General features: G+C 62.2%; 23 protein-coding genes. 15 read left to right on the forward strand and 8 right to left on the reverse strand.

Annotated elements, in window-relative coordinates; translation table 11 throughout:
• Positions 1–288: 288 nt before the first annotated feature.
• The 5 genes from NCS67_RS06350 (at position 289) to NCS67_RS06370 (ending at position 6,678) form a co-directional block, all read left to right on the forward strand.
• Complete coding sequence (locus NCS67_RS06350) at positions 289–2,211, forward strand: PrkA family serine protein kinase (RefSeq protein WP_008349646.1); 1,923 nt, start codon at positions 289–291, stop codon at positions 2,209–2,211.
• A gap of 204 nt (positions 2,212–2,415) precedes the next feature.
• The gene (locus tag NCS67_RS06355) at positions 2,416–3,681 is read left to right on the forward strand and encodes a YeaH/YhbH family protein (RefSeq protein WP_008349643.1); all 1,266 of its coding nucleotides are present in this window, start codon (positions 2,416–2,418) and stop codon (positions 3,679–3,681) included.
• Complete coding sequence (locus tag NCS67_RS06360) at positions 3,678–5,342, forward strand: SpoVR family protein (RefSeq protein ID WP_008349642.1); 1,665 nt, start codon at positions 3,678–3,680, stop codon at positions 5,340–5,342. The genes NCS67_RS06355 and NCS67_RS06360 overlap by 4 nt, the downstream gene beginning before the upstream one ends.
• Positions 5,343–5,512: 170 nt before the next feature.
• Positions 5,513–6,223 carry a LysM peptidoglycan-binding domain-containing protein gene (locus NCS67_RS06365; protein WP_250434701.1) on the forward strand — a complete coding sequence of 237 codons (711 nt, stop codon included), beginning with the start codon at positions 5,513–5,515 and terminating at the stop codon, positions 6,221–6,223.
• 14 nt (positions 6,224–6,237) lie between these two features.
• Entirely contained in the window at positions 6,238–6,678 is a 441-nt protein-coding gene (locus NCS67_RS06370; RefSeq protein WP_175982893.1) for a lysozyme inhibitor LprI family protein, read from the forward strand.
• Between the two features lie 59 nt (positions 6,679–6,737).
• Here NCS67_RS06370 and NCS67_RS06375 read toward each other — a convergent pair whose 3' ends face one another.
• Positions 6,738–7,967: a hypothetical protein gene (locus NCS67_RS06375; protein ID WP_250434703.1), complete on the reverse strand. Its 1,230-nt coding sequence runs from the start codon at positions 7,965–7,967 to the stop codon at positions 6,738–6,740.
• Between the two features lie 121 nt (positions 7,968–8,088).
• Positions 8,089–9,150, reverse strand: a complete 1,062-nt coding sequence (locus NCS67_RS06380; RefSeq protein WP_175982891.1) for an AI-2E family transporter — start codon at positions 9,148–9,150, stop codon at positions 8,089–8,091.
• Positions 9,151–9,394: 244 nt separating this feature from the next.
• Between NCS67_RS06380 and rarD the strand changes: the two genes are divergently transcribed.
• A complete protein-coding gene (gene rarD, locus NCS67_RS06385) occupies positions 9,395–10,270 on the forward strand; it encodes an EamA family transporter RarD (RefSeq protein ID WP_008349632.1) in 876 nt (291 codons plus the stop codon).
• A gap of 4 nt (positions 10,271–10,274) precedes the next feature.
• Here the strand turns inward: rarD and NCS67_RS06390 are convergent, their stop codons facing one another.
• Together NCS67_RS06390 and NCS67_RS06395 are read right to left on the reverse strand one after the other, a co-directional pair.
• Positions 10,275–11,270, reverse strand: coding sequence for an aldo/keto reductase (locus NCS67_RS06390; RefSeq protein ID WP_250434705.1), 996 nt, complete (start codon positions 11,268–11,270; stop codon positions 10,275–10,277).
• Between the two features lie 40 nt (positions 11,271–11,310).
• On the reverse strand, positions 11,311–12,702 hold the full coding sequence (locus NCS67_RS06395) for a DHA2 family efflux MFS transporter permease subunit (protein ID WP_250434707.1): 1,392 nt from the start codon (positions 12,700–12,702) through the stop codon (positions 11,311–11,313).
• A 153-nt stretch (positions 12,703–12,855) separates the two neighbouring features.
• Here NCS67_RS06395 and NCS67_RS06400 point away from each other — a divergent pair, with 153 nt between their 5' ends.
• Both NCS67_RS06400 and NCS67_RS06405 read left to right on the forward strand, forming a co-directional pair.
• Entirely contained in the window at positions 12,856–13,716 is an 861-nt protein-coding gene (locus NCS67_RS06400) for a LysR family transcriptional regulator (protein ID WP_008349626.1), read from the forward strand.
• A 113-nt stretch (positions 13,717–13,829) separates the two neighbouring features.
• Positions 13,830–15,488: a tannase/feruloyl esterase family alpha/beta hydrolase gene (locus NCS67_RS06405; protein WP_250434709.1), complete on the forward strand. Its 1,659-nt coding sequence runs from the start codon at positions 13,830–13,832 to the stop codon at positions 15,486–15,488.
• A 12-nt stretch (positions 15,489–15,500) separates the two neighbouring features.
• Here the strand turns inward: NCS67_RS06405 and NCS67_RS06410 are convergent, their stop codons facing one another.
• Positions 15,501–15,899: a DUF2917 domain-containing protein gene (locus NCS67_RS06410; protein WP_008349622.1), complete on the reverse strand. Its 399-nt coding sequence runs from the start codon at positions 15,897–15,899 to the stop codon at positions 15,501–15,503.
• A 276-nt stretch (positions 15,900–16,175) separates the two neighbouring features.
• Here NCS67_RS06410 and NCS67_RS06415 point away from each other — a divergent pair, with 276 nt between their 5' ends.
• The 4 genes from NCS67_RS06415 (at position 16,176) to NCS67_RS06430 (ending at position 19,996) form a co-directional block, all read left to right on the forward strand.
• On the forward strand, positions 16,176–16,529 hold the full coding sequence (locus NCS67_RS06415) for a YciI family protein (protein ID WP_250434710.1): 354 nt from the start codon (positions 16,176–16,178) through the stop codon (positions 16,527–16,529).
• 77 nt (positions 16,530–16,606) lie between these two features.
• On the forward strand, positions 16,607–17,005 hold the full coding sequence (locus NCS67_RS06420; RefSeq protein WP_250434713.1) for a VOC family protein: 399 nt from the start codon (positions 16,607–16,609) through the stop codon (positions 17,003–17,005).
• A complete protein-coding gene (locus tag NCS67_RS06425; protein ID WP_250434714.1) occupies positions 17,002–18,306 on the forward strand; it encodes an RNA polymerase sigma factor in 1,305 nt (434 codons plus the stop codon). Before NCS67_RS06420 ends, NCS67_RS06425 begins: the two co-directional genes overlap by 4 nt.
• A 304-nt stretch (positions 18,307–18,610) precedes the next feature.
• Positions 18,611–19,996 carry a glycosyltransferase family 9 protein gene (locus NCS67_RS06430; RefSeq protein ID WP_250434722.1) on the forward strand — a complete coding sequence of 462 codons (1,386 nt, stop codon included), beginning with the start codon at positions 18,611–18,613 and terminating at the stop codon, positions 19,994–19,996.
• A 4-nt stretch (positions 19,997–20,000) separates the two neighbouring features.
• On the opposite strand, the gene NCS67_RS06435 is transcribed toward NCS67_RS06430, so the two are convergent.
• Positions 20,001–20,507: a CBS domain-containing protein gene (locus NCS67_RS06435; RefSeq protein WP_008349614.1), complete on the reverse strand. Its 507-nt coding sequence runs from the start codon at positions 20,505–20,507 to the stop codon at positions 20,001–20,003.
• Positions 20,508–20,567: 60 nt separating this feature from the next.
• The gene (locus tag NCS67_RS06440; protein ID WP_250434723.1) at positions 20,568–20,879 is read right to left on the reverse strand and encodes a TFIIB-type zinc ribbon-containing protein; all 312 of its coding nucleotides are present in this window, start codon (positions 20,877–20,879) and stop codon (positions 20,568–20,570) included.
• A 244-nt stretch (positions 20,880–21,123) separates the two neighbouring features.
• Between NCS67_RS06440 and NCS67_RS06445 the strand changes: the two genes are divergently transcribed.
• The 3 genes from NCS67_RS06445 to NCS67_RS06455 all read left to right on the forward strand — a co-directional run bounded on the left by NCS67_RS06445 (position 21,124) and on the right by NCS67_RS06455 (position 22,611).
• The gene (locus NCS67_RS06445; protein ID WP_008349610.1) at positions 21,124–21,822 is read left to right on the forward strand and encodes a carbonic anhydrase; all 699 of its coding nucleotides are present in this window, start codon (positions 21,124–21,126) and stop codon (positions 21,820–21,822) included.
• Positions 21,823–21,906: 84 nt separating this feature from the next.
• Positions 21,907–22,131, forward strand: coding sequence for an FmdB family zinc ribbon protein (locus NCS67_RS06450; protein ID WP_008349608.1), 225 nt, complete (start codon positions 21,907–21,909; stop codon positions 22,129–22,131).
• Between the two features lie 204 nt (positions 22,132–22,335).
• Positions 22,336–22,611 carry a DUF1488 family protein gene (locus tag NCS67_RS06455; RefSeq protein WP_008349606.1) on the forward strand — a complete coding sequence of 92 codons (276 nt, stop codon included), beginning with the start codon at positions 22,336–22,338 and terminating at the stop codon, positions 22,609–22,611.
• 39 nt (positions 22,612–22,650) lie between these two features.
• Here the strand turns inward: NCS67_RS06455 and NCS67_RS06460 are convergent, their stop codons facing one another.
• Positions 22,651–23,106: a response regulator gene (locus NCS67_RS06460; protein ID WP_008349604.1), complete on the reverse strand. Its 456-nt coding sequence runs from the start codon at positions 23,104–23,106 to the stop codon at positions 22,651–22,653.
• Positions 23,107–23,130: the final 24 nt, after the last annotated feature.

A 23,130-nucleotide genomic window follows, 5' to 3' on the forward strand; every position in this document is an offset into this window, starting at 1 on the left:
AAGGATGTGAGGCGCGCGTCGCATTGGCGGACGGAAGCAGTAGATAAGTAGCGAAGAGCGCGGGGAAGCGAACAGGCAGGGACCATGTCGCGCAAGAGGATAGCGACATTGGGATGAACATTGTAGGTGAACGAAAATAGCGCACCAAGCTAGGAATTCTTCGAAGCAAATGAACAACGCAAGTGCGTGAAAAAAAATTCGAAAGGGTTTAGGATGATTTCAAGCGATGTCGTTTCGATTACGCGCGTTGCGCACGGCATAGCTTTCTGACTTCGGCGAGGAGGTAGCATGGATATCTACAGCAGTTTCGCGACGCGCTTCGAAAAAACTCGCGAGGAGGAATTCTCGCTCGAAGAGTATCTCGCGCTCTGCAAAGAAGATCCTGCCACATATGCAACAGCGGGCGAACGCATGTTGACGGCCATCGGGGAACCGGAGATGGTCGACACTCGGCTCGACCCGCGTTTATCGCGTGTGTTTGCAAACAAGGTCATCAAGGTGTATCCGGCATTCCGCGAGTTCTACGGAATGGAGGAAGTGATCGAGAACGTCGTGTCCTACTTCCGGCACGCGGCGCAGGGTCTCGAAGAGAAGAAGCAGATCCTTTATCTGCTGGGTCCGGTGGGCGGCGGCAAGTCGTCGATCGCCGAACGACTCAAGCAGCTCATGGAGCGTGTGCCGTTCTATTCGCTGAAGGGCTCGCCCGTCAACGAATCGCCACTCGGCCTTTTCGATTACGACGAAGACGGTCCGGTGCTCGAAGAGCAATACGGCATTCCGCGCCGCTATCTCAAGAGCATTCTCTCGCCGTGGGCGGTGAAGCGCCTGCACGAGTACAACGGCGACATCCGCAAGTTCCGCGTCGTGCGCCGCTATCCGTCGATTCTTCGTCAGATCGGCATTGCGAAGACCGAGCCTGGCGACGAGAACAATCAGGACATCTCGTCGCTCGTCGGCAAGGTGGACATCCGCAAGCTCGAAACGTATTCGCAGGACGACGCCGATGCCTACAGCTATTCCGGCGGCCTGTGCCTCGCCAATCAGGGCTTGCTGGAATTCGTCGAGATGTTCAAGGCGCCAATCAAGGTGCTGCACCCGCTGCTGACCGCGACCCAGGAAGGCAACTTCAAGGGCACGGAAGGCTTCGGCGCGATTCCGTTCGACGGCGTCATCCTCGCGCACTCGAACGAGTCTGAGTGGAAGGCGTTCCGCAACAACAAGAACAACGAAGCACTGCTCGATCGTATCTTCGTCGTGAAGGTGCCGTACTGCCTGCGCTACGGCGAAGAGATCAAGATCTACGAGAAGCTGCTGCGCAATTCGTCCCTCGCCGAGGCGGTCTGCGCACCGGGCACGCTCAAGATGATGGCGCAGATGGCCGTGCTCACGCGTCTGCACGAACCGGAGAACTCGAGCCTCTTCTCGAAGATGCAGGTCTACGACGGTGAGAACCTGAAGGACACGGACCCGAAAGCGAAGTCGTATCAGGAGTATCGCGATTACGCGGGTGTCGATGAAGGCATGACGGGTGTGTCCACGCGTTTCGCGTTCAAGATCCTGTCGCGTGTCTTCAACTTCGATTCGAGCGAGGTCGCGGCGAATCCGGTGCATCTCATGTACGTGCTCGAACAGCAGATCGAGCGCGAGCAGTTCCCGCCGGAAACGGAGCAGAAGTATCTGTCGTTCATCAAGGACGTGCTCGCGTCGCGCTATGCCGAGTTCATCGGCAAGGAGATTCAGACCGCTTATCTGGAGTCGTATTCGGAGTATGGACAAAACATCTTCGACCGCTATGTGACGTATGCGGACTTCTGGATTCAGGATCAGGAGTTCCGCGATCACGACACCGGCGAGAGCTTCGACCGCGCGGCATTGAACGCCGAGTTGGAGAAGATCGAGAAGCCCGCGGGCATCAGCAACCCGAAGGACTTCCGCAACGAGATCGTGAACTTCGTGTTGCGCGCTCGTGCGGCCAATGGCGGCAAGAACCCCGCGTGGATCAGCTATGAGAAGCTGCGTGTGGTGATCGAGAAGAAGATGTTCTCCAACACGGAAGAACTTCTGCCGGTGATTTCGTTCAACGCGAAAGGATCGGCCGAAGAGCAACGCAAGCACGAAGACTTCGTCAATCGCATGGTCGCGAAGGGTTATACGCCGAAGCAGGTCCGGCTCCTGTGCGACTGGTATCTGCGCGTGCGCAAGTCGTCGTGATGTAAGCAAGGCAAGACGGGAGCCGGCGCTCGAAGCGCCTGGCTCCGGTCCCGCGCAAAGCGATAGTCAGGAAGTCCCGGCGGCCCGGGCGCGTGGATTGCAACCGGACCGCACAGTGGACAGTTTGCGAGACGAAAGACGCTGCGATCAGTCGAAGCTCCGCGCAGCGCCTCACAACCTCGCCAATAACGCGGGAGACTGGATGTGCTGCACCAAATCATCGACCGCAGGTTAGCCGGCAAGAACAAGAGCATCGCCAATCGCGAGCGCTTCCTGCGACGCGTCAAGAGTTACATTCGCCGCGCCGTTTCCGACGCGGTGCGCGATCGCAGCATCAAAGACATTCAAAGCACTCAGAGCATCACCATTCCCAAGAAGGACATCTCCGAGCCCTCGTTCCGTCACGGACCGGGCGGCAAGCGCGAGTACGTTCATCCGGGCAATGCGGATTACATTCGCGGTGACAAGATTCCGCGCCCGCCGGGCGGCGCGGGCGGCGGCGGCAAGAGCGCGAGCAACGAAGGCGAAGGGCAGGACGACTTCGTTTTCGAGCTGTCGCGCGAAGAGTTCATGCAGTACTTCTTCGACGATCTCGAACTGCCGCGCCTCGTCAAGACGCAACTGCTCGCCGTGCCGACGTGGAAGAACGTGCGCGCGGGCTGGGCGGCGGAAGGCACGCCCAACAATATCGACGTGGTGAGATCGCTGCGCTCCGCGCTCGGACGGCGCATCGCGCTCGGCTGGCCGCTTGCATCGCAACTGCGTGAGATGGAGCGCCAGCTCGAACAACTGAAGGAAGAGAACGGCGATCCGGAAGACATCGCCCGGCTCGAAGCGGATATTGTCATCATGCAGGGCCGGATCACGCGCATTCCGTTCATCGATCCGTTCGACCTGCGCTATATCAATCGCGTGAAGCAGCCGACGCCGTCGAGCAAGGCCGTGATGTTCTGCCTGATGGACGTCTCCGGTTCGATGGACGAGCAACGCAAGGATTTGTCCAAGCGCTTCTTCATCCTTTTGTATCTGTTCCTGCAGCGGAACTACGAGAAGATCGAAGTCGTGTTCATCCGGCACCATACGCGCGCGGAAGAAGTGGACGAAGACACGTTCTTCCATTCGACGGAAAGCGGCGGCACGGTTGTGTCGAGCGCGCTCGAACTCATGAAGAAGATCATGGACGAGCGTTATTCGCCGACTGAATGGAACATTTACGGCGCGCAGGCATCGGACGGCGACAACTGGACGGACGACTCGCCCAAGTGCCGCAAGCTGCTCGCGGAAGACATCCTGCCGAAGGTCCGGTATTTTGCCTATATTCAAGTTGCGCCGGAGGAGCAGAATCTCTGGTTGGAGTATGCTCAGCTTGCGATGGGCGCGCCTGAACTCGCCATGAAGAAGGTCGATTCGGCGGCGGACATCTATCCGGTGTTCCGCGAGCTGTTCGAAAAGCAGCAGGCGGCCGCATGACGACGCGGCATTTGCACAACGAGACGCGTGGGTATCAGCTGGAAGGCACGGACGATCGTGTGGATTCCCAGCTCGAATCAGAGGCCAGGCAACGCAAGGCGTCCGCGAAAGCAGACGGCGCGCACGAGGAAGGCAGAATGAATGTATCGGAGAAGCGGCGACCGCTGCCGTGCCCGTCGGACTGGAGCGTCGAACTGATCGAGGAGTACGACGCCGAGATATCGCGCGTCGCGAACCGTTATGGTCTCGACACCTATCCGATCCAACTGGAAATCATCAGCTCCGAGCAGATGATGGATGCGTATGCGTCCGTCGGCATGCCGGTGAATTATCGCCACTGGTCGTTCGGCAAGCACTTTCTTGCGACCGAGAAAGGCTATCGGCGCGGGCAGATGGGCCTCGCGTATGAGATCGTTATCAACTCGAATCCCTGCATCGCGTATCTCATGGAAGAGAACACCATGACGATGCAGGCACTCGTGATTGCGCACGCCGCGTACGGGCATAACTCCTTTTTCAAGGGCAATTATCTTTTCCGCCTGTGGACGGACGCGCACGCGATCATCGATTACCTCGTCTATGCGAAGAATTACATCGCGGAGTGCGAGGAGCGTTATGGGCTGGATCGCGTCGAGGAACTGCTCGATTCGTGCCACGCGCTGATGAATTACGGCGTCGATCGCTACAAGCGGCCGCAGAAACTGTCGCTGGCGAAGGAAGCGGCGATGCGCCGCGAGCGCGAAGCGTATCTGCAATCGCAGGTCAACGAACTGTGGCGCACGCTGCCCAAGGGCAAGGAGCCGTCGCCCGAGGAAACCGAGAGCCGGTATCCGCCGGAGCCGCAGGAGAATCTGCTGTATTTCGCGGAGAAGAATGCGCCGTTGCTTGAGCCGTGGGAGCGGGAAGTGATCCGCATCGTGCGCAAGATCGGGCAATATTTTTATCCGCAGCGGCAGACGCAAGTCATGAACGAAGGCTGGGCCACGTTCTGGCATTACACATTGCTGAACACGCTTTATAACGAAGGCCGTCTCGAAGACAGCTTCATGATGGAGTTTCTGCATTCGCATTCGAATGTGGTGTATCAGCCGCCGGTGACGAAGCCGTATTACAGCGGCATCAATCCGTACGCGCTCGGCTTTTCGATGATGAGCGACATTCGCCGCATCTGCGAAAACCCGACGGACGAGGATCGCGAATGGTTCCCGGAACTCGCGGGAAGCGACTGGCTGGAATCGCTGCATTATGCGATGCGCAACTTCAAGGACGAGAGCTTTATCGCGCAGTATCTGTCGCCGCATCTGATCCGGGAAATGCGTCTGTTCTCGATTCTCGATGACGATATGCGCGATGCGCTGGAAGTGTCGGCCATTCATGACGACAGCGGATATCGTTACGTGCGTCAGGCGCTGTCGCGGCAATACGATATTCATCATCGGGAGCCGAACATTCAGGTTTATTCGGTGAACACGCGTGGGGATCGCAGCCTGACGCTGCGGCATTTCATGACGGATAACCGCCATCTCGCGAACGATAGCGACGAAGTGCTCAAGCACATGGCGCGCTTGTGGCAATTCGACGTTTATCTGGAAAGCGTCGATGAAAACGGAACGGTGAGGAAGCGGTTCGAATGCCGGTATACGGCGCCGAGTACGCGCTGACACCACCTCCGACAGTTATCTGAACAACGCGCGCCGTCTTGAAAGGACGGCGCGTTTTTTTTTGCTCAGACGCGTCGCTTCGCATGGATCGCAGTCAGCCACGAATTAAGAGGATTCGTCTAAACAATCTGCGCTACATGACTGAGAATTGTCCGCAGGAGGATCGAACCATGGCGGACAATTCAGCACCCAGTTTTGATAAATGGCGCGACGGAATAAGTGCAGCGGTTGGGGATGATAGATGGAACAGTTGGGACAATGAAGTTCAGCTGGCGGTCAGCGAATTCAATCATCACCTGATCGGAAACGCGGGATATCGACCGCTCGATTGGCGGATCATCAAGGCAATGACATGGGTCGAATCCGGCGCCAACAGTTCCGAATGGAAAAAGAAGCCGATGCAAATAGGTGTAGCAGGAGATCCGGGGCTGTCAGCGCTGCTCTCTGCCAAGGAAGGTGGAGACTTGATTCTGCCGCCAGCATGGAAGTCCCGCCTCACGGTCGCGTCGGTCAGAGCAGACCCCCTTCATAACATTCGGGCGGGAGTGGGTTATCTGCTCATGCGTTCGGCAAGATTCGAGTACCGAAGTGTGCTGGACGGCGATTCCAGAACGTTCGATGTAACCGTCAAGGCTGGCGATAGCCTCGAAAAGATCGCAAAGGCGCAGGGGAGTACGGTCGATGTGCTCAAAAGCCTGAATCCGGCAGCGAATATCCTGCGCTCGGGTCAAATCTTAAAGTGCCGAAAGGCAGCGATCGGACAAGTCATCACTGGCTGGCGACCGATAAACTCAGCCATGATTGCGAATCGCTATAACGGCGGTGGGGACAGCGAGTACGCAAAAAAATTCGACTACGTCTGGACCATTATTGCGCGATGAAGAATGAGAAGGCCATGAGTACGTTAAGGCGCGTCGGCGTGAGTCTAATAGCCTGCTTTCCATTTTTCGGTCATGCAAATTCAGTGTTGAGCGAAAAGGAACTACGCGCACAATGCAGTTCACTCCACTTTTCGCAGGTGCACGTGCGCGCGTGCCTGGAGGAAAAAGCAAATCAGAGCGAACGCGATTTGAAACAGGCCGAACAGAATGCTATCAGCGCGCTCGCGCAGTGGGATGAAGACGACAGATTCAGCCGCGCGGCCCGAGCGGGTCTCTCAACGTCGAATAAGTCGTTCACTCAGTATCGTGAGGCTCAATGCAAATTCTCAGCGTCACTCAATGGTGGGGCCGCAGGGAATTCTCACGAGATCAGGCGACTCGCGTGCATCGCAGAACTCAACAGCAGACGCGCAGAACAACTGCGCAGCGCAGCGTCGGAACTACCTTCGAAGTAACCGGGGTGAGTGGCATGGCAGCGCGCCAATGCTGCGAGACCACCACTACGCGCCGCAATTCAGATCGCCTTCAACTTGATAACCAGCGTGCGTTTCCCTCGTTCGACAGTCACCTCGCCGGTCGCGGCCGCGTTCAACAGTTCGAGCAGACGGACGAACTTAAGCGTCGCAACCGACGTCCGCTCAACCATGACGACCCGATCGCCAATCTCGATGCCGCTTGCGGCCAATCTGCCGTCCGGTGTGAGTGCGGCGACCCTGTAGCGATCGCCAGCGCGCTGCAGGCCAGCGCCGATAATAGAGGGCGTGCTGTCTTTGGGCGTATCGGGAAGATCGAAGCAGAACCGGTAGTGACGGAAATCCATTTCGAAGCGGTCCATCTTTTCCAGCAAGCCCTGGCCGATACGAGGCGTTGGTGAGCCTGCCAGCACCGTGAGTTTCGGTAGCGCCTTCTGACCGATGGCGAATCCGGCGATCAAACCCTGCTGATTCGGCGTGAATCGATCGGTCGCATCGTAGGAAAAGGTCGTATTGATGCGCTCGAACCATTGCGCTTCCGCGATCGCATCGAACGTTTCCTGTGGCAGCGCGACATCCCCGTTGTCGCCCGTATCGAGCAGGAACGGCAAAGATTCGTCCCTGAGACGCAGTTCGATGAGCGGCGTTCGCTGCGCGGCATCCAGCGTCATGAACGCGCACTGCTGCCATGCATGCGCAGGTGCTTCGCCGGCATACGCGGAGAGCCGCCCGGCAACATAATCGGCTCGCCATGTCAGATTGCGCATCGACTCCATCCCGATGATGCCGTCGAAAGGCCTCTCATCGACGGAAGAAAGGCGCGCCATGTCACCGATGAGCACAGCGCCGCCCGCCGGGATCGACCAGCCGTCGAGACGGATCGCCGGACTCGTGCCAAGCTCCATGCGCATCGTGTCGCTCGCCGTTCCGCTCGTGACGGCGCGGTCGCCAACGGGCTCCGGTAGCAGGCCGTTCCTGAGGAAAACCGCTTCGGCGGCCGGCGTCATCTGGACGGCGGCCAGCCGACCGCGCCTATCGAGTACGTTCAGGGTCGCACCTGTATCCAGAAGGACCCGCACTGATTTGCCGTCCGCGCTGCGCGCCTCGAGGAGCCAGTGGCCGTCACGCTTGACGGGAACCGAAAGCACCGGAACGTCGTCGGCCGCGGCGGGCATGTCGTCGTGCCTGCCGTTGCAACCGGCGAGCACCGCGCAAAGTAAAAAGCCAGTTGCCGTTGCTCGGAGTTTTGCGAGTCTGGGATCGGTTGTCATGCGGTACTGCCGGATGGTGGTTCGAAACCGCCACCATACAGACAGCCTACACGCCAAGACACATCTTCTTGATGATTCGTTACAGACGAGCAGGCCACGACACCAGGCAGACCAACGCGCGTCACTCGCCCCGGCCGCTCACCCCATCCTGCGAAAACAAATCCCAGCTCGCCATGAACAGCGCCGCGACGAGCGGCCCGATCACGAACCCGTTGATGCCGAAAAGCGCCATCCCGCCGAGCGTCGAAATAAGCACGACCCAGTCCGGCATTTTCGTATCCTTGCCGACGAGAATCGGTCGCAGTACGTTATCGACGAGCCCGATCACCACGACGCAGAACGCGACCAGAATCAGCCCCTTGACGATTTGCCCCGTCATGAAAAAGTAGAGCGCGGCGGGCGCCCACACGATTGCCGCGCCGACCGCGGGCAGCAGCGACAAAAACGCCATCAGCACGCCCCACAAAAGCGAACCGCCGATGCCGAGGATCCAGAAAATCAGCCCGCCGAGAAGACCCTGCACGGCCGCAACCGCGATGTTCCCCTTGACCGTCGCGCGCACCACGGTCGTGAACTTCGCGATCAGATGCTGCTTCGGCTCGGGATCGAGCGGAATCGCGCGCCGGATGCGCCGTCCGATTTCGCCGCCATCGCGCAGTAGAAAAAACACCAGATAAAGCATCACGCCGAAGCTCACCACGAACTGGAACGTGTTCTGCCCGATCGACAGCGCCTGCGTCGCGGCGAACTGGCTGATCTGCGACGCGCCTTCCATCAGCTTGCGCTGCACGCCGGGAATGTCGTCGAGTCCATAACGGCCGAGCAGTTGCTGCACCGACGCCGGCAACGCGTGCAGCACATGCTGGAAGTAAAGCCCGAAATTCAGCTCGCCGCTCTTGATCCGCGCGTAGACGAGGGCGATTTCCTGCACGAGCGTCACCGCGACGATCGCGAGCGGAATGATGACGATGAGAATCGCGGCGGCCAGCGTCGTCAGCGCGGCGAGGTTTCGACGCTTGCCGAAGCGCGCGGCGAGGTAACGCTGCATCGGCTGAAACAGGATCGCGAGAATCGCACCCCAGAAGATGGCGCCAAAAAACGGCAGCAGCACCCAGGCGAGCGCGAGCGTCACGACGCACAGCAGGATATGGAAGAAATTCTGATTGACGTTGTGGTTATTCATTAGCGGCCAGGAAACAAACAAAAGGGCGAAGAGCGGGGCGTTCGCGCTAGGGTTCGAGCAAGAATTCGTCCAAGGGTTCGCCGCGAACCGGCCGATTGTTCGGTCACTGCTGGAGCCGAACCGCTCGCGTCGACTAAAATCCGGCTTCCAATCCTTGCGGATCGCTTTCCGGGAACACGGCGAGCAGGCGCGCGAACGAGCCGATCGTTCGTACGCGGCGTTTATCCGCTCAACGCATCGAACAATGAATCCAGGCGTCGTCTACGCATTCGCGGCCTTTGCCATCTGGGGCCTTTTTCCGATTTACTTCAAGGCCTTGCATTCGATCGGCGCGGTCGAGATGCTCGCGCATCGCATGGCGTGGTCGATGGCATTCCTGCTGATCGTCATGACCGTGCGGCGTCAATGGAAGTGGCTCGGCCCCGTCCTGCGCGACAAGCGTCTGCTTGCGCGTTTCGCCGCGAGCGCCGTGCTGCTGTCGGCGAACTGGGGCATCTATATCTGGGCGGTGAACGACGGGCGCATCGTCGAGGCGAGTCTCGGCTACTTCATCAACCCGCTCGTCAACGTGCTGTTCGGGATGGCGTTCCTGCACGAGCGGCTGCGGCCGGTGCAGTGGCTCGCAGTGACGATCGCCGCGGCAGGCGTCGCGTGGCTGACGTGGGTGAACGGCGCGCCGCCGTGGATCAGTCTCGCGCTCGCGCTGACCTTCGGCGGCTACGGGCTGTTGCGCAAGACCGCATCGCTCGGCGCGCTCGAAGGACTCACGCTCGAAACGATGCTGTTGTGTCCCGTCGCGCTGCTGTATCTCTTTTTTCTGAATTCGCACGGCGGCAGCGGCTTCGAGCATGCCTCGCTCAGCGTGAAACTGCTGCTCGCGGCGGCGGGGCCCGTGACCGCAGTGCCGCTGCTGCTGTTCGCGGCAGGCGCGCGGCGCATTCCGCTATCGATGCTCGGGCTCATCCAGTACATCACGCCGTCGCTGCAATTGCTGATCGGCGTCGTGATCTATCACGAGTTCTTCGGGCACGATCAGGTGATCGGCTATGGCGCCATCTGGACCGCGCTCGCGATCTACTCGCTCGAAGGCGTGGTTCGCGCCCGCGCGGCCCGCGTCTGAACGATCAGCGCAACGCGTCGCCGAAGCGGTATTCGACCGTCGCTTCGTCGAGCTTCGCCTTGATGTCGGGATCGATCGGCTGATCGACGGCCGCGAGCGTCTCGTTCAGCTGATCGGGCCGGCTCGCGCCGATGATCGCCGACGTCACCGCCGGATTCGCCAGCACCCACGCGAGCGCCGTGCTCGCGAGCGAGCGTCCGGTCGGCGCAACGATCCCGTTGATCGCTTCGATGGTGTGAAATTCGCGCTCGTGCCAGTACCGCTGCGTATACATCGCGCCTGCCTTGCCGACCGCGCCGGTGAAGCGTCCGTCGCTCGGGGCGGCGTCGTAGCGGTGCTTGCCCGTCAGCAGTCCGCCGGCGAGCGGGTTGTAGGGAATGATGGCGAGTCCTTCCTCGGTCGCGAGCGGCAGCAATTCGCGCTCGATCTGGCGAAAGAGCAGGTTGTAGCGCGGCTGCACGGAGACGAAACGCGCGGCGCGCAGCACATCCGAGCGGCCGAGCGCGCGCGCCAGCCGGTACGCCAGAAAATTCGATACGCCGATATAGCGCGCCTTGCCTTGCCGCACGATGGTATCGAGCGCTTCGAGCATCTCGTCGAGCGGCGTGTCGTGATCGTCGTTGTGAAGCTGATAGAGATCGACGTAATCCGTATCGAGCCGTTTAAGCGATGCATCGATCGCGTCGAGCAGATGCTTGCGCGATGCGCCCTTGTGCCACGCGAGCGGCCCCATTTCATGCACGGCCTTGGTCGCGAGAATGTAATGGTCGCGACGGCCTTTCAGCCAGCGGCCGACGATTTCCTCGGTGCGGCCCGCGAGATCGTGCCCGCTGCCGAGCGGATAGACGTTCGCCGTGTCGATGAAATTGACGCCCGCGTCCGCCGCCCGGTCCATGATGCTGCGCGACACGTCTTCCTCGGTCTGCAGGCCGAAGGTCATCGTGCCGAGGGTGAGACGCGAAACGGTGAGACCGGTATTGCCGAATTTGCGGTATTGCACGGTTGCGCTCCAAAGATCGGTTGGACGGACAGAATACTTGCTATGCCGCGCGCTTGCCCGCTGCGGCAGGCGCGGAGCGGCCCGGCGCGTCATCGAGATAGCGGAACACGACACCCGACAGCAACGTGACGACGCCCATGCACACGAAACTCAGCTTGAAGCCGGTCGCAGTCGAGAACGACCCCTCGAAGAGCTGCACGAGCGAGCCGCCGATCGACACGCCCAAACCGATCGCGAGCATCTGCACCATCGAGAAGAGGCTGTTGCCGCTGCCCGCGTCCTTGCTCGACAGGCCTTTCAACGTGACGCTGTTCATCGCGGCGAACTGCATCGAGTTGCACGCGCCGAACACGGCGAGAATCGCGATTTCGACGGCGAGCGGCAGCGTCGGCGAAAACAGCGCGAACGCGACGATCGACGCGCCCACGAGCGCCGTGTTCACGAGCAGGAACATGTCGTAGCCGTAACGCTTCACGAGCTGCGCGATCCAGCGCTTGCTGATCGTGCCGGCGACGGCGATCGGCAGCATCATCAGACCCGAATGCAGCGGGCTGTAGCCGAGTTCGAGCTGCATCAGAAGCGGCAGCAGAAACGGCACGGCGCTCGATCCGATCCGGCATAGCAGATTGCCGATCAGCCCGACGCTGAAGTTCGGCTCGCGAAAGAGCGCGAGCTGAAAGAGCGGATTGCGCTTCTTGCGCGCGTACGGAACATAAGCGAACGCCGACACGGCCGCGAGCGCGAACAGCGCCGCCGATACCGCGCCGCGATGCGTCTCGACCGGGCAATCGAGCGCGAGCGAGAACGACACCATGCACATCGAGAGCAAGCCGCAGCCGACGAAGTCGAAGGGCGGGGCGTCATGCACCGTGTCGTTCGGCAGGAAGCGCTGCACCGCATACAGGCCGACCGCGCCGATCGGCACGTTGATCAGGAAGATCCAGTGCCACGAGAACGACTCGACGAACCAGCCGCCAAGCGTCGGGCCGAGAATCGGGCCGACCTGGCCGGCGACGGAGATCATCGCGAGCGCGGAAACGTAGGCTTCGCCCGACACGGCGCGCAATATGGCGAGACGCCCGATCGGCAGCAGCATCGAGCCGCCGACGCCCTGCAGCACGCGCGCGAGCACCAGTTGGTTCACCGAGTGCGCGTTCGCGCAGGCGAGCGAGCCGATCACGAACAGCGAAATGGACACCTGATAGACGCGGCGCGTGCCGAAGCGATCGGCGAGCCAGCCCGATGCGGGTGTGAGCAGCGCCATCGTGAGCGTGTAGGCGACGACGATCGACTGCATCGCGAGCGGCGCGGCGTTCAGACTGCGCGCGATGGAAGGCAGCGCCGTGTTGACGATGGTCGTGTCGAGCGCCTGCATGAAAAAGCCCACGGCGACGATCCAGAGCAGTGCCGTGTGGGAGGAACCTTTGGTCATGTGGAAGCGGAGTTGCGGAGGGCCGCGCGCCCACGAAAGCCTTTTGAAAACAAGGTCGTTTGCGCGATATGTGAAATCTTAATGACTCCGCACGTCATCGGGAAGACCGCTAGCCGCATTGACTGTCATCGGAATATGCGATGACAATATCGCATGCTCAATCCAGTCTGGCTGACGACATTCGCGACGGTGGCCGCGTCGCACAGTTTCACCGACGCCGGGCGCCAGCTCGGGCTGCGGCAGTCGAGCGTGTCCGAGCATATTCGTCGCCTGGAGGAGAGCGTCGGGCGGCGGCTTTTCGTGCGCGATACGCATTCGCTCGCGCTCACCGCCGACGGCGAAGCGATGCTGGTCCACGCCCGCGTGATTCTGGAAGCGATGGCGCACGCGCAGTCGCAGTTCAGCTCGCCGCGGCTGCGCGGACGCGTGCGGCTCGGCTCATCGGACGATATCGCGCTCGGGCCGCTGCCGAGCGTGCTCGCGGCCTTTCGCGACACGCATCCCGATGTCGAGCTGGAGATTACGATCGGCATGACGGGACGGCTCTATCAGATGGTCGATGCGGGCGAGCTCGATCTCGCGGTCGGCAAGCGGCGTCTGGGCGATGCGCGCGGCATGCGGCTTTTTTCCGGCCGGCTCGAATGGCTCGCGAAGCCGGGAACGGTCGTCGATACGAAAGAGCCGCTGCCGCTCATTCTGGTCTCGGAGCCGAGCGTCACGCGCGGCGTCGTGCTCGATTCGCTCGCGATGTCCGGCGCAAGCTGGCAGATGGTCTGCACGAGCAGCAGCCACGCGGGCTGCATCGCCGCGGCGCGCGGCGGTCTCGGGCTGACGGTGCGCTCGCATTTCCTGGCGGCGCGCGGACTCGCGCCGCCGGTGAATCGCGCCGACTTGCCCGAATTGCCCGAAGTGGAATTCATCGCGTTCGGCGCCAAACATCTGAGCCGTCCGGCCGAAACCTTGCTACAGCTTCTGGAAAATAGCGATCTGCGCGGCGAATGGGACGGCGAATGACATGCGCGGGCAGCGCACCGGACGCGGCCCTGCAACGACCGGCAGACCCGAATGGCTATCTGCAAACTGTTCTTATATATTGTGCGGCGTTTGAAGTAGCCACCTTAAAAGACGTGCTTCGGTTCTTCCTTTTCTTCACTTCCGGTTTGCCCGGCATCCGTGCGCTTCTCGCGGCGATCGCGTTCGCCGCGTGCTCGAACGCCCACGCGGCGACCTATCTGACGAAACACTGCGCCGATCTCGAAGGGAAAACCGTGCCCGCGTCTATCATCGGCTTGCCGACGCGCGGCGCGGCGATCGTTTCGGCATCGGTCGTCAAGGCGGCGGCGCTCGGCAACCGCAACGGCGAATACTGCCGCATTACCGGCTTCATCAGGGCGCTGCAGGACACGACGCCCGATATCCGCTTCGAAGTGAATCTGCCGAGCCGCTGGAACGGCCGCGCCCTGCAGATGGGCGGCGGCGGCTACAACGGCACCATCGTTTCCGGCACCGAGCCGATGTCCTTCGCCCCTGATTCGACGCCGCTCGCGCGCGGCTACGCGACCTTCGGCTCCGATTCGGGCCACGTCGGCAATTCGGGGCGCGCGGACTTCGCCGGCAACGACGAAGCCATCGTGAACTTCGGCTTCGGCCATCTGAAGAAAACCCGCGACGTCGCGCTCGCGCTGATCCAGATGGGCTACGGGCGGGCGCCCGAAAAGACCTATTTCGCGGGCGGCTCGACCGGCGGCCGCGAGGGCTTCACGGTGATCGAGCGGTTTCCGAACGACTACGACGGCGTCATCGCCAACGCGCCCGCCATCAACTTTTCCGGCGTGCGGCTGATGGGCGTGAAGATCGGCCAGGCGTCGTATGCGAAGCCGGGCGGCTTCGTCGGCCTTGCGCAGCAGCGGCGCGTATTCGAGACCGTCGTGCACGATTGCGACCGGCTCGACGGCGCGGCGGACGGGATCGTCAGCAATGTCGAGGCGTGCAGGAAACTGGAGCCGCAGATCATCGCGTCGCTGCGTTGCGAGAACGGACAGCGGCCTTCCTTGCGCGACAGTTGTCTGTCGGACGCGCAGATCGACACGCTCGAGACCCTGCGCGACGGCGTCACCTTGCCGTATCCGCTCGCGTATGACGTCAGCGCCTATCCGGGCTACAACGTGTTTCAGGGCGTGGACTTCTCCGGCGCGCTCGGCCTCGGCGATTCGCCGACGCTGCTCAATCCGCCGACGTTCGCGGCGAACGGCTATCTGTTCGCCCAAGGCGATGCCTATATCCGCCACTTCGTCACGCGCGATCTCGCGTTCAGCCCGCTCACGTTCGACGTCGACACGCCCGGGCGCTTCAAGCAGCGCCTGGTCACGCTCGCGTACACCGTCGGCGCGATGAACCCGGATTTCACCGCGTTCATCGCGCATGGCGGCAAGCTCATCGCGATGCACGGCCTCGCCGACGAAGTCATCAGCCCGAATCAGACGATCGCGTTTTATCGCGGGCTCGTCGATCGTTACGGAAAGGACAGCGTCGATGCGTTCATGCGGCTCTACATGGTGCCGGGATTCCAGCACGGCAACGGCGTGTTCATCCCCGCGTGGGACGAGCTCGGCGCGCTCGACGACTGGGTGAGCAACGGCATCGCGCCGGAGACGCTGATTGGCAGCGACATCGCGCCCGCCACCAACGGACGCACGCGGCCGATGTGCCGTTATCCGAACTATCCGCGCTATATGGGCAAGGGCAGCATCAACGTCGCGGCGAGCTTCCGTTGCGTCGAGCCGTGAGCATCGGCATCGTCAGAATGCGTTGGCGTGCCGGTCCGACATGCGCGGCCAGTATCTCGCCAGCCAGCGCGACACGAGTCCGCGCTTCGCGACGCGATACGACGTGAGCGACACCTCGATCGGCTGATCGCTCTCGGACGTGAGCCACACACGCTCGCCGCGCGCGAGACGCACGACATCGCCGGGCTTCATCCAGTAATCGTACGGATCGCGATGACGCGTCAGCCAGATCGACGGCGCCGCCGCATCGCCGATGCGCAGTTCGGCGTCGCGCGTGAGCCGCCACGACACCATTTGATGCGGATGCACTTCGACAAAGACCACGACGCGCGCGCCCGATGCAGCAAGGCGCCCGGAAGCGACGCCGTGGCCGACGCCATGACGCGCGAAAACTTGCGATACCTCTTCCATCTCTGCTCTCCATGATGTGAGCCGAAGACGGAACCTTGCACGCAAAAACAAGAAGGCCCCGTCTTGCGGCGGGGCCTTCGGAATCTGTCTGCTTGCTTTTCTGCTAGCGCACACGCTGTCCCGATGACCCGCCACGGATGGCGTTCATGCGGTTTTTAATCGCGGCGATGGAGAAAAGGATGGCTGCGTGCATGTGTCGCAGTATCGATGGGCATGTTCGTGTTTGTCAATATCGAGATAGACTTGAACGCATCAAAAAACATTCGGAGGCTCGTCGTGGCTTATCTGCTACTCGTCGTGGAACCGGTCGAACAGCGTGGCCAGCGCACGGAAGAAGAGGGGCGCGAGGCGTATCGCCAGATGGGCGAATTCGCGGAAGGACTGAAGGCGCGCGGCGTGCTGCGCGCGGTCGAATCGCTGACATCGCTCAGGGATGCGGCGCGCGTCAGCGCAACGAACGGCGATGCGCGCGTCATCGACGGACCGTTCGCCGAAGCTAAGGAGATGATTGGCGGCTTTTTTCTGATCGATTGCCAAACGCGCGCCGAAGCGGTCGCGATCGCGGCCGAATGTCCGGCAGCGAAATGGTGCACCGTCGAAGTCCGAAAAGTCGGCCCTTGCTATACCTGACACGCGCTTCGTGTCGATTTTCCTGAGCGCCGTTCGTCGTGGTATTGAAAACAGCGATCAACCCGGAGACCGCCGCCATGCACAAACAAATTTTCGTGAACCTTCCCGTTCGCGATCTCAAGCGTTCGATGACGTTTTTCAAGGCACTGGGCCTGAGCCTCGATCCGGCGTTCACGAATGACGACGCCGCGTGCCTCGTCATCGGCGAAAACATTTACGCGATGCTGCTCGTCGAAACGTTCTTCCAGACTTTCACCGAAAAACCGATCGTCGATGCCCACGCGAGCACCGAAGCGCTCGTGTGCCTGTCGTGCGAGAGCAGGGCGGAAGTCGACGATCTGGTTGCGAAAGCCATCGCCGCGGGCGGACGTGCGCCGCGCGCGCCGCAGGATCACGGCTTCATGTACGGCCACGGATTCGAAGATCTCGACGGCCATATCTGGGAGCTCGTGCACATGGATCCGGAAGCGGCGTGAGCGGGCGCGCGAAACGGGACAGCACGCCGGACGATGCCGCCCGGCGCGCCATCGACGCGGTGTGGCGCATCGAGTCCGCGAAGGTGATCGCGAGCGTGGCGCGCGTCGTGCGCGACGTCGCGCTTGCCGAGGAACTGGCGCAGGACGCGTTCGTCGCCGCGCTGGAACACTGGAGCCAACCGGGCGTGGGCGTGCCCGAGAAGCCGGGAGCGTGGCTCATGACGACAGCGAAGAACAAGGCGCTCGACCGTCTGCGGCAACACGCGCTGCACGCGCGCAAGCACGAAGAATACGGACGCGATCTCGACGCGCGGGAAGCGCATATCACGCCCGATTTCGTCGATGCGCTCGATGCCGCGCGCGAGGACGACATCGGCGACGATCTGCTGCGGCTCATCTTCACGGCGTGTCATCCGGTGCTGTCCGTCGATGCCCGCGCCGCGCTGACGCTGCGCCTGATCGGCGGACTCACGACGGATGAAATCGCGCGTGCGTTTCTCGTGCCGGAGCCGACGATCGCGCAACGTATCGTGCGCGCGAAGCGCACGCTGTCGGCCGCCCGCGTGCCGTTCGAGGTACCGAAAGCCGATGCGCGCGCCGCGCGGCTCGGATCGGTGCTCGAAGTCATCTATCTGATTTTCAACGAAGGCTATTCGGCGACCGCCGGCGACGACTGGATGCGACCGGCGTTGTGCGAAGACGCGCTCAGGCTCGGGCGCATCCTCGCGGAGCTGACGCCGGATGAGAGCGAGGTTCACGGGCTCGTCGCGCTGATGGAGATTCAGGCGTCGCGGACCAAGGCGCGCGTCGACCGGGAAGGCCGTCCGGTGCTGTTGCCGGATCAGGACCGCAGCCGCTGGGATCCGCTTCTGATCCGGCGCGGGCTTGCCGCGCTGGAGCGATCCGAAGCGCTGGGCGGTGCGCGCGGCGTGTATGCGTTGCAGGCGGCGCTCGCGGCGTGCCATGCGCGCGCGCCGAGCGCCGCCGACACCGACTGGCCGATGATCGTCGCGCTCTACGACGCGCTGATGCAGACTGCGCCGACGCCTGTCGTCGAACTGAATCGCGCGGTCGCCGTGAGCATGGCGTACGGGCCGGAAGCCGCGCTGCCGATCGTCGACACGCTCGCCGACGCACCCGCGCTCAAGAGCTATCACTGGCTGCCGAGCGTGCGGGCGGATCTGCTCGCGAAGCTCGGGCGCAAGAACGAGGCGCGCGCGGAATTCGAGCGCGCGGCTTCGCTGACGAAGAACGGGCGGGAACGCGCGTTTCTGCTGGAGCGGGCTGGCGAGATGGGATGAGACCGTGAGAGATGGGCTTCGTCCAATCGCGTCATTGATTTAACATAAGACAAATTATCGGCGTTTTTGATGTTACGCCGAATTGGAATGTCGTGTTTTGGTCATCGCGCCGGGACCGACTCGAGCGAGTTTCCCCGCCGGCACGCCACCTATAATCGAACGAGACGCGCCGCTATTTTTCAAAAATTGTCGGATTATCAACGCATTAATCAAGAATCCGAAATTTTTGTGAAAAGGCTTGCCGCCTGCGCGCCCGACGCTTCGGCGCACGCAATAATGCCGCCACCTGACTCGGCAAGCTCCCATGATCGACAGTTACCCGCAGTTCCATTCCAGCCTGTATGCAGGCGAAATCGAGGCATGTTTCCGTTTTCTCGATGGTCGCTTCGCCGCCGACGGACACACCTCGGAGTACCTGCACGCGCGCGCGCTCGCGCATCTGCGAGGGGGCGAATTTCTGCGCGTCGTCGATATCGGCTGCGAGCTCACGCGCCGATCGAACACCTTCGGCTTCCAGCTTCACAGCCTGTGCGACGCGTGCGCGCATCTCGGATTGAAGGAAGTCGCGCTCAGCATGATCGAGTACGTGGGATGCAAGCCCGATGTCGCACCGATCTTCGCATTCCTGTGGCGCGTCTACGGCTGGCATTATCTCGGCTGCGACGACCGGGTTCTGGAACTGAGCGCGCAAGACGTCGACGAACATTCCGCCTATGTGCTCGGACATCATCAGGGACGCAGCGCGATGCGCCTGAACGGCATCGCGAGCGGCGTCGAACTGTTGCATCGCTATTGGTCATCGCACGAAGCGCGCCGCGTGCTGTTTCCCGATGTCGATATCGAGCATTACTGGTGCGGACAGCGGGTCCTGCCGGCGCATCTGACGATGACGTCGATCGCGTCGGGCCACGGCGATCAAGTCAACTGGGTGCGCTACGCCGGCGCGCTTCAGGCGCTGGGCGTGCAGATCGCCTACGCCGACGGCTCGGACCGGAACTATCGCTTCGCGATGCCCGATGCCGAATCCGCCCGAGACGCCGAAGCCATGCGCGCGGCCGGCTTCGCCGTCGCAACGGACGGCGCGCTGTGGACCGATCCTTTCGCGCTCTTTACCGCGCTTTTCCCGGTGCTCGGTTATGCGTCGTCGGCACGCTATATCGAGCCCGCCGATCCTTGCGCCGCCGATGCAATCGTCGATGAGATCCGCCAGCGCGCGCAGGGCCGGCGCTGCGTCGGCATTTTCTGGTCGTCGTGCGAATCGGCGAACAATTTCGCCAGCCGCAGCCTCGCCCTGCCCGATCTCGTCCCGCTTTTCGACAGCACGCCCGACATCCACTGGGTCGTCATGCAGCGCGGCTTCGAGCGCAAGCGCTGGCTGAACGCCCCGCGTTCGAACGACCTCGACCGCTTCACCACCCTCGCCTCCGACGTCACGCTGACGCAAAGCGTGAGCATCATCGACAGGCTCGATGCGTTCGTCGGCAATGATGGCGCGCTGTCGCACATCGCGGGGGCGCTCGGCAAGCCCTGCTACTTGTTTCTCAATCAGGTCGCGGAATGGCGTTACGAGCGCGATCCGCATGTCACGCCCTGGTATGCCTCGATGCGCCTGGTTCGCGCCCGCGGCCTCGGCGACTGGAACGATGTCGTGCGCAACCTGCAGGCGCTTCTGACGGCGCAAGCGCGCTGACGCGCTACACGATACGCAGTGCGAGTGTCTGCGGAATCTCGCTACGCCGCGTGAGCGCGCACGTCGGTGCATCGTGGCGCGGGCCGCGCACATAGCTTTCGAGCTGGTCGATGGCGAACTGCTGCTCCTCGATCAGATGCCGCACCATATCGCCGATCGAAATCATCCCGACGAGCCGGCCGCCCTCGATCACCGGCAGATGGCGAATCCGCTGCCGCGTCATCAGCGTCATGCATTCGTCGGCGCTCGTTCCGAGGCTGACCGACATCACCGGCGCGGTCATGATCTCGCATACGGTGGTCGTCCGCGAGACTTTGTCCTGCAGGATCACCTTGCGCGCATAGTCGCGTTCGGTGACGATGCCGCACACCGCGTCGCCCACCACGACGACGAGCGCGCCCACTTCCGCCCGCGACATCAGCGCGATCGCTTCGTACACGCTCGCCTCCGCGTCGATGGTGTGAACCGTCGTGTCGCGCTTTGCCTTCAGGACTTGCTTCACCGTTGACATTTGCCGTTCTCCTTGCTGTTTTGCCGCCGAATTACTGCCGATGCGCGTGACGCTCGCCGATCAGTCGAAGTCGAACAGATCGCCGAGAAAGGATTTTTTGCGCCGCGCATGTTCGCGCTTGCCGCGCGAATCGCCGTAGTGGTAACCGTCCTGCCGATGCGTGCGGCGCTCGCGATCGTGTCCGCGCTCGTCCCATTCGCCGCGCCCGGACGCTTGCGCCTCCGCGAGCGACGCCTGCGCCGCGCGCCGGATGATCTGATCGAGCTCGCCGCGGTCGAGCCACACGCCGCGACAGTGCGGGCAATAGTCGATTTCGATGCCCTCGCGCACGGTCATCAGTAGTTCGGTCGCGGGACATACCGGGCATTTCATGTCGGTTCCTTTCTGATTGCTTTCAATGAAAACAATCTAGCGGAATGGTACGCGTCGAAAAATAGGAGATTTTGAGCGCGTCACTTCGGGAAAACCGAACCGGATGATGCCCTCGCACCGAATTGGTGCGCCCGTGAAGGTCTTGAATGGGAGCGACTTGCGATCCATCTCAAAACCCCGCAAGCTTTCGCCTTGACGTGACGCGCACGCACGCGCGTCGGAACCGCACAACAAAGGCGACACCATGTCCGACAAATCGATGAGCGAAGAACGCCACGGCGCCGAAACCGGCGACCTGCTGTACCTGCTGCAAGGCGCCGACGACTTCAGCCGTTTCGTGTTCCCCGACAGCGAAGCGCTGTTCAAGAGCCTCGCGCGCCAGCAGGCGCCGCATACGCTCTTCATTACCTGCGCGGATTCGCGCGTATCGCCGGAAATGATCACGCAGACGCGCCCCGGCGAGCTTTTCGTGTGCCGCAACATCGGCAACATCGTGCCGGCTTATGGCGAGATGCTCGGCGGCGTGTCGGCGGTGGTGGAATTCGCGGTGCTCGCGCTCAACGTCCGGCAGATCGTGATTTGCGGCCACTCGGATTGCGGCGCGATGAAAGGTCTCGCGTCAGGCGCGGCCATCGCCGATGAAATGCCGACGGTTCACGCATGGCTGCGCAACGCCGAAGCCGCGCGCAGCGTCGTGATGGCGCGCAAGCTGGAAGAAGAACGCATCGTCCAGGCGATGGTCGAGGAGAACATCCGCCTGCAACTGACGCATCTGCGCACGCATCCGGCGGTCGCGGGCCGGCTCGCGCTCGGCAAGCTGCAGGTGCAGGGCTGGGTGTACGACATCGGGCGCGGCAAGGTGTCGATCTACGACGAAGCCGACAGCAAGTTCGAGTCGCTCGAAGAAGCGCGTCTGCGCCTGTTGCGCAAGGACGGGCGTTGACATCGGCACGCCCGGCTTCGCGGCGAGGCGTTGCATAGCGCTTGCTACCGTGATTGATGCCCTCTTTCTCCGAGTGAAAACGTCATGCCTGTCTACGATTACGAATGCGCGGATTGCGGCGCGTTCGAAGCCGTCCGCCGCATCGCCGAGCGCGACGATCCCGCGGCCTGTCCACAATGCGGCGCGACCGCTGCGCGCGTGACGATCGGCGCGCCGAGCGTGGGCGGTTCGAGCGCATCCGCCGGCGCCGCCGAAGAAGCCGGCAGTTACGGCATGAGGCATCGCGGCGGCTGCCTCTGCTGCGGATAGCGCGCTTTGTACCGCGCGCGGGCACGGTCATTGCAAAGTCACCTCCCGTACGCCCCGCGCAGCGCGGGCGTATCATGCAAGACGACGTGCGCGGCGCGCAAGGCCGCACGCAGTCGTAGGCATCGACATCGCGGGCGCGTCGTTGCAAGTCTCGCGATGATCGCGCTCAACCGTGTTCCGAACGAAAAACAGGAGGTGATAAGGATGACGATAGAGTTCAGCGGGCGCCGTCATGTCGTGGCGGCAGCGCGTGTCGCGTTCGAGGCGAAGGTGGACGGCCGCGAGGTGTGGTGCAGCATTTCCCTCGATGCGCTCAACGATCACTTCGGCAATAGCGGGACGTCGTCGCACGATCTCCTCTCCGCGTTCGAAGGCGGACGCGTGCAAATCGAAGACGCCGCCCGGCGCGCGCTCGAGCGCAACGGCGGCCAGTCGGTCGAACTGGAAACCAACGATTTCAAGGCATCGCGAGCGGTTTAAGTCTCAAGCGGCGGGCGGCGGCGCAATGCACCGCCCGCATCAGTGGACGTAGAAACACTTCAATACGTCGAACATCCACCAGACCGGGCACGGCGTTCTGCAAAAGCCGTCGTAGCCCGCGGCGTGCAATGCATCGCGCGGATCCTGCTTGGCATCGGCGGCGAGCGCAATCAGCAACTCCACTTCGCCCTCCGTCCGATCGACGGTCAGCGCTTCGCGCAGCGTGCGCGCCGGCGCGTGGTCGTGCGCGTCGCCGATGAGCGTATCCACGAACAACACCTGCGGCCGCCAGTTGCGGATGAATTGCGACGCGGCCGCCGCATCGCCGATCTGCACGGCCTCGAAACCGCGCATCGCGAGGAGCAGCGCGAACGAATCGCCGACGTTCGATTCCGAATGCACGATCAAGACGCGCCGCGGACTGGCGAGCGCCATCGTCAGCGGATTCCAGATTTCGCACCGGTCGGTGCAGAGGTCGTACGATCGTTCTTCCATGTCGGTCCGGCACGGCGATAAGCC

It is taken from the genome of Caballeronia sp. ATUFL_F2_KS9A, assembly GCF_023630765.1.
Lineage (GTDB): Bacteria > Pseudomonadota > Gammaproteobacteria > Burkholderiales > Burkholderiaceae > Caballeronia > Caballeronia zhejiangensis.

Bases quoted from the DNA above. Each gene is read 5' to 3' on its own strand.
- NCS67_RS06360 (WP_008349642.1), top strand. From the start codon at position 3,678: ATGACGACGCGGCATTTGCACAACGAGACGCGTGGGTATCAGCTGGAA.
- rarD (WP_008349632.1), top strand. From the start codon at position 9,395: ATGAATCCAGGCGTCGTCTACGCATTCGCGGCCTTTGCCATCTGGGGC.
- NCS67_RS06380 (WP_175982891.1), bottom strand. From the start codon at position 9,150: ATGAATAACCACAACGTCAATCAGAATTTCTTCCATATCCTGCTGTGC.
- NCS67_RS06430 (WP_250434722.1), top strand. From the start codon at position 18,611: ATGATCGACAGTTACCCGCAGTTCCATTCCAGCCTGTATGCAGGCGAA.
- NCS67_RS06370 (WP_175982893.1), top strand. From the start codon at position 6,238: ATGAGTACGTTAAGGCGCGTCGGCGTGAGTCTAATAGCCTGCTTTCCA.
- NCS67_RS06420 (WP_250434713.1), top strand. From the start codon at position 16,607: ATGCACAAACAAATTTTCGTGAACCTTCCCGTTCGCGATCTCAAGCGT.
- NCS67_RS06450 (WP_008349608.1), top strand. From the start codon at position 21,907: ATGCCTGTCTACGATTACGAATGCGCGGATTGCGGCGCGTTCGAAGCC.
- NCS67_RS06350 (WP_008349646.1), top strand. From the start codon at position 289: ATGGATATCTACAGCAGTTTCGCGACGCGCTTCGAAAAAACTCGCGAG.
- NCS67_RS06460 (WP_008349604.1), bottom strand. From the start codon at position 23,106: ATGGAAGAACGATCGTACGACCTCTGCACCGACCGGTGCGAAATCTGG.
- NCS67_RS06395 (WP_250434707.1), bottom strand. From the start codon at position 12,702: ATGACCAAAGGTTCCTCCCACACGGCACTGCTCTGGATCGTCGCCGTG.
- NCS67_RS06375 (WP_250434703.1), bottom strand. From the start codon at position 7,967: ATGACAACCGATCCCAGACTCGCAAAACTCCGAGCAACGGCAACTGGC.
- NCS67_RS06440 (WP_250434723.1), bottom strand. From the start codon at position 20,879: ATGAAATGCCCGGTATGTCCCGCGACCGAACTACTGATGACCGTGCGC.
- NCS67_RS06410 (WP_008349622.1), bottom strand. From the start codon at position 15,899: ATGGAAGAGGTATCGCAAGTTTTCGCGCGTCATGGCGTCGGCCACGGC.
- NCS67_RS06435 (WP_008349614.1), bottom strand. From the start codon at position 20,507: ATGTCAACGGTGAAGCAAGTCCTGAAGGCAAAGCGCGACACGACGGTT.
- NCS67_RS06445 (WP_008349610.1), top strand. From the start codon at position 21,124: ATGTCCGACAAATCGATGAGCGAAGAACGCCACGGCGCCGAAACCGGC.
- NCS67_RS06400 (WP_008349626.1), top strand. From the start codon at position 12,856: ATGCTCAATCCAGTCTGGCTGACGACATTCGCGACGGTGGCCGCGTCG.
- NCS67_RS06455 (WP_008349606.1), top strand. From the start codon at position 22,336: ATGACGATAGAGTTCAGCGGGCGCCGTCATGTCGTGGCGGCAGCGCGT.
- NCS67_RS06365 (WP_250434701.1), top strand. From the start codon at position 5,513: ATGGCGGACAATTCAGCACCCAGTTTTGATAAATGGCGCGACGGAATA.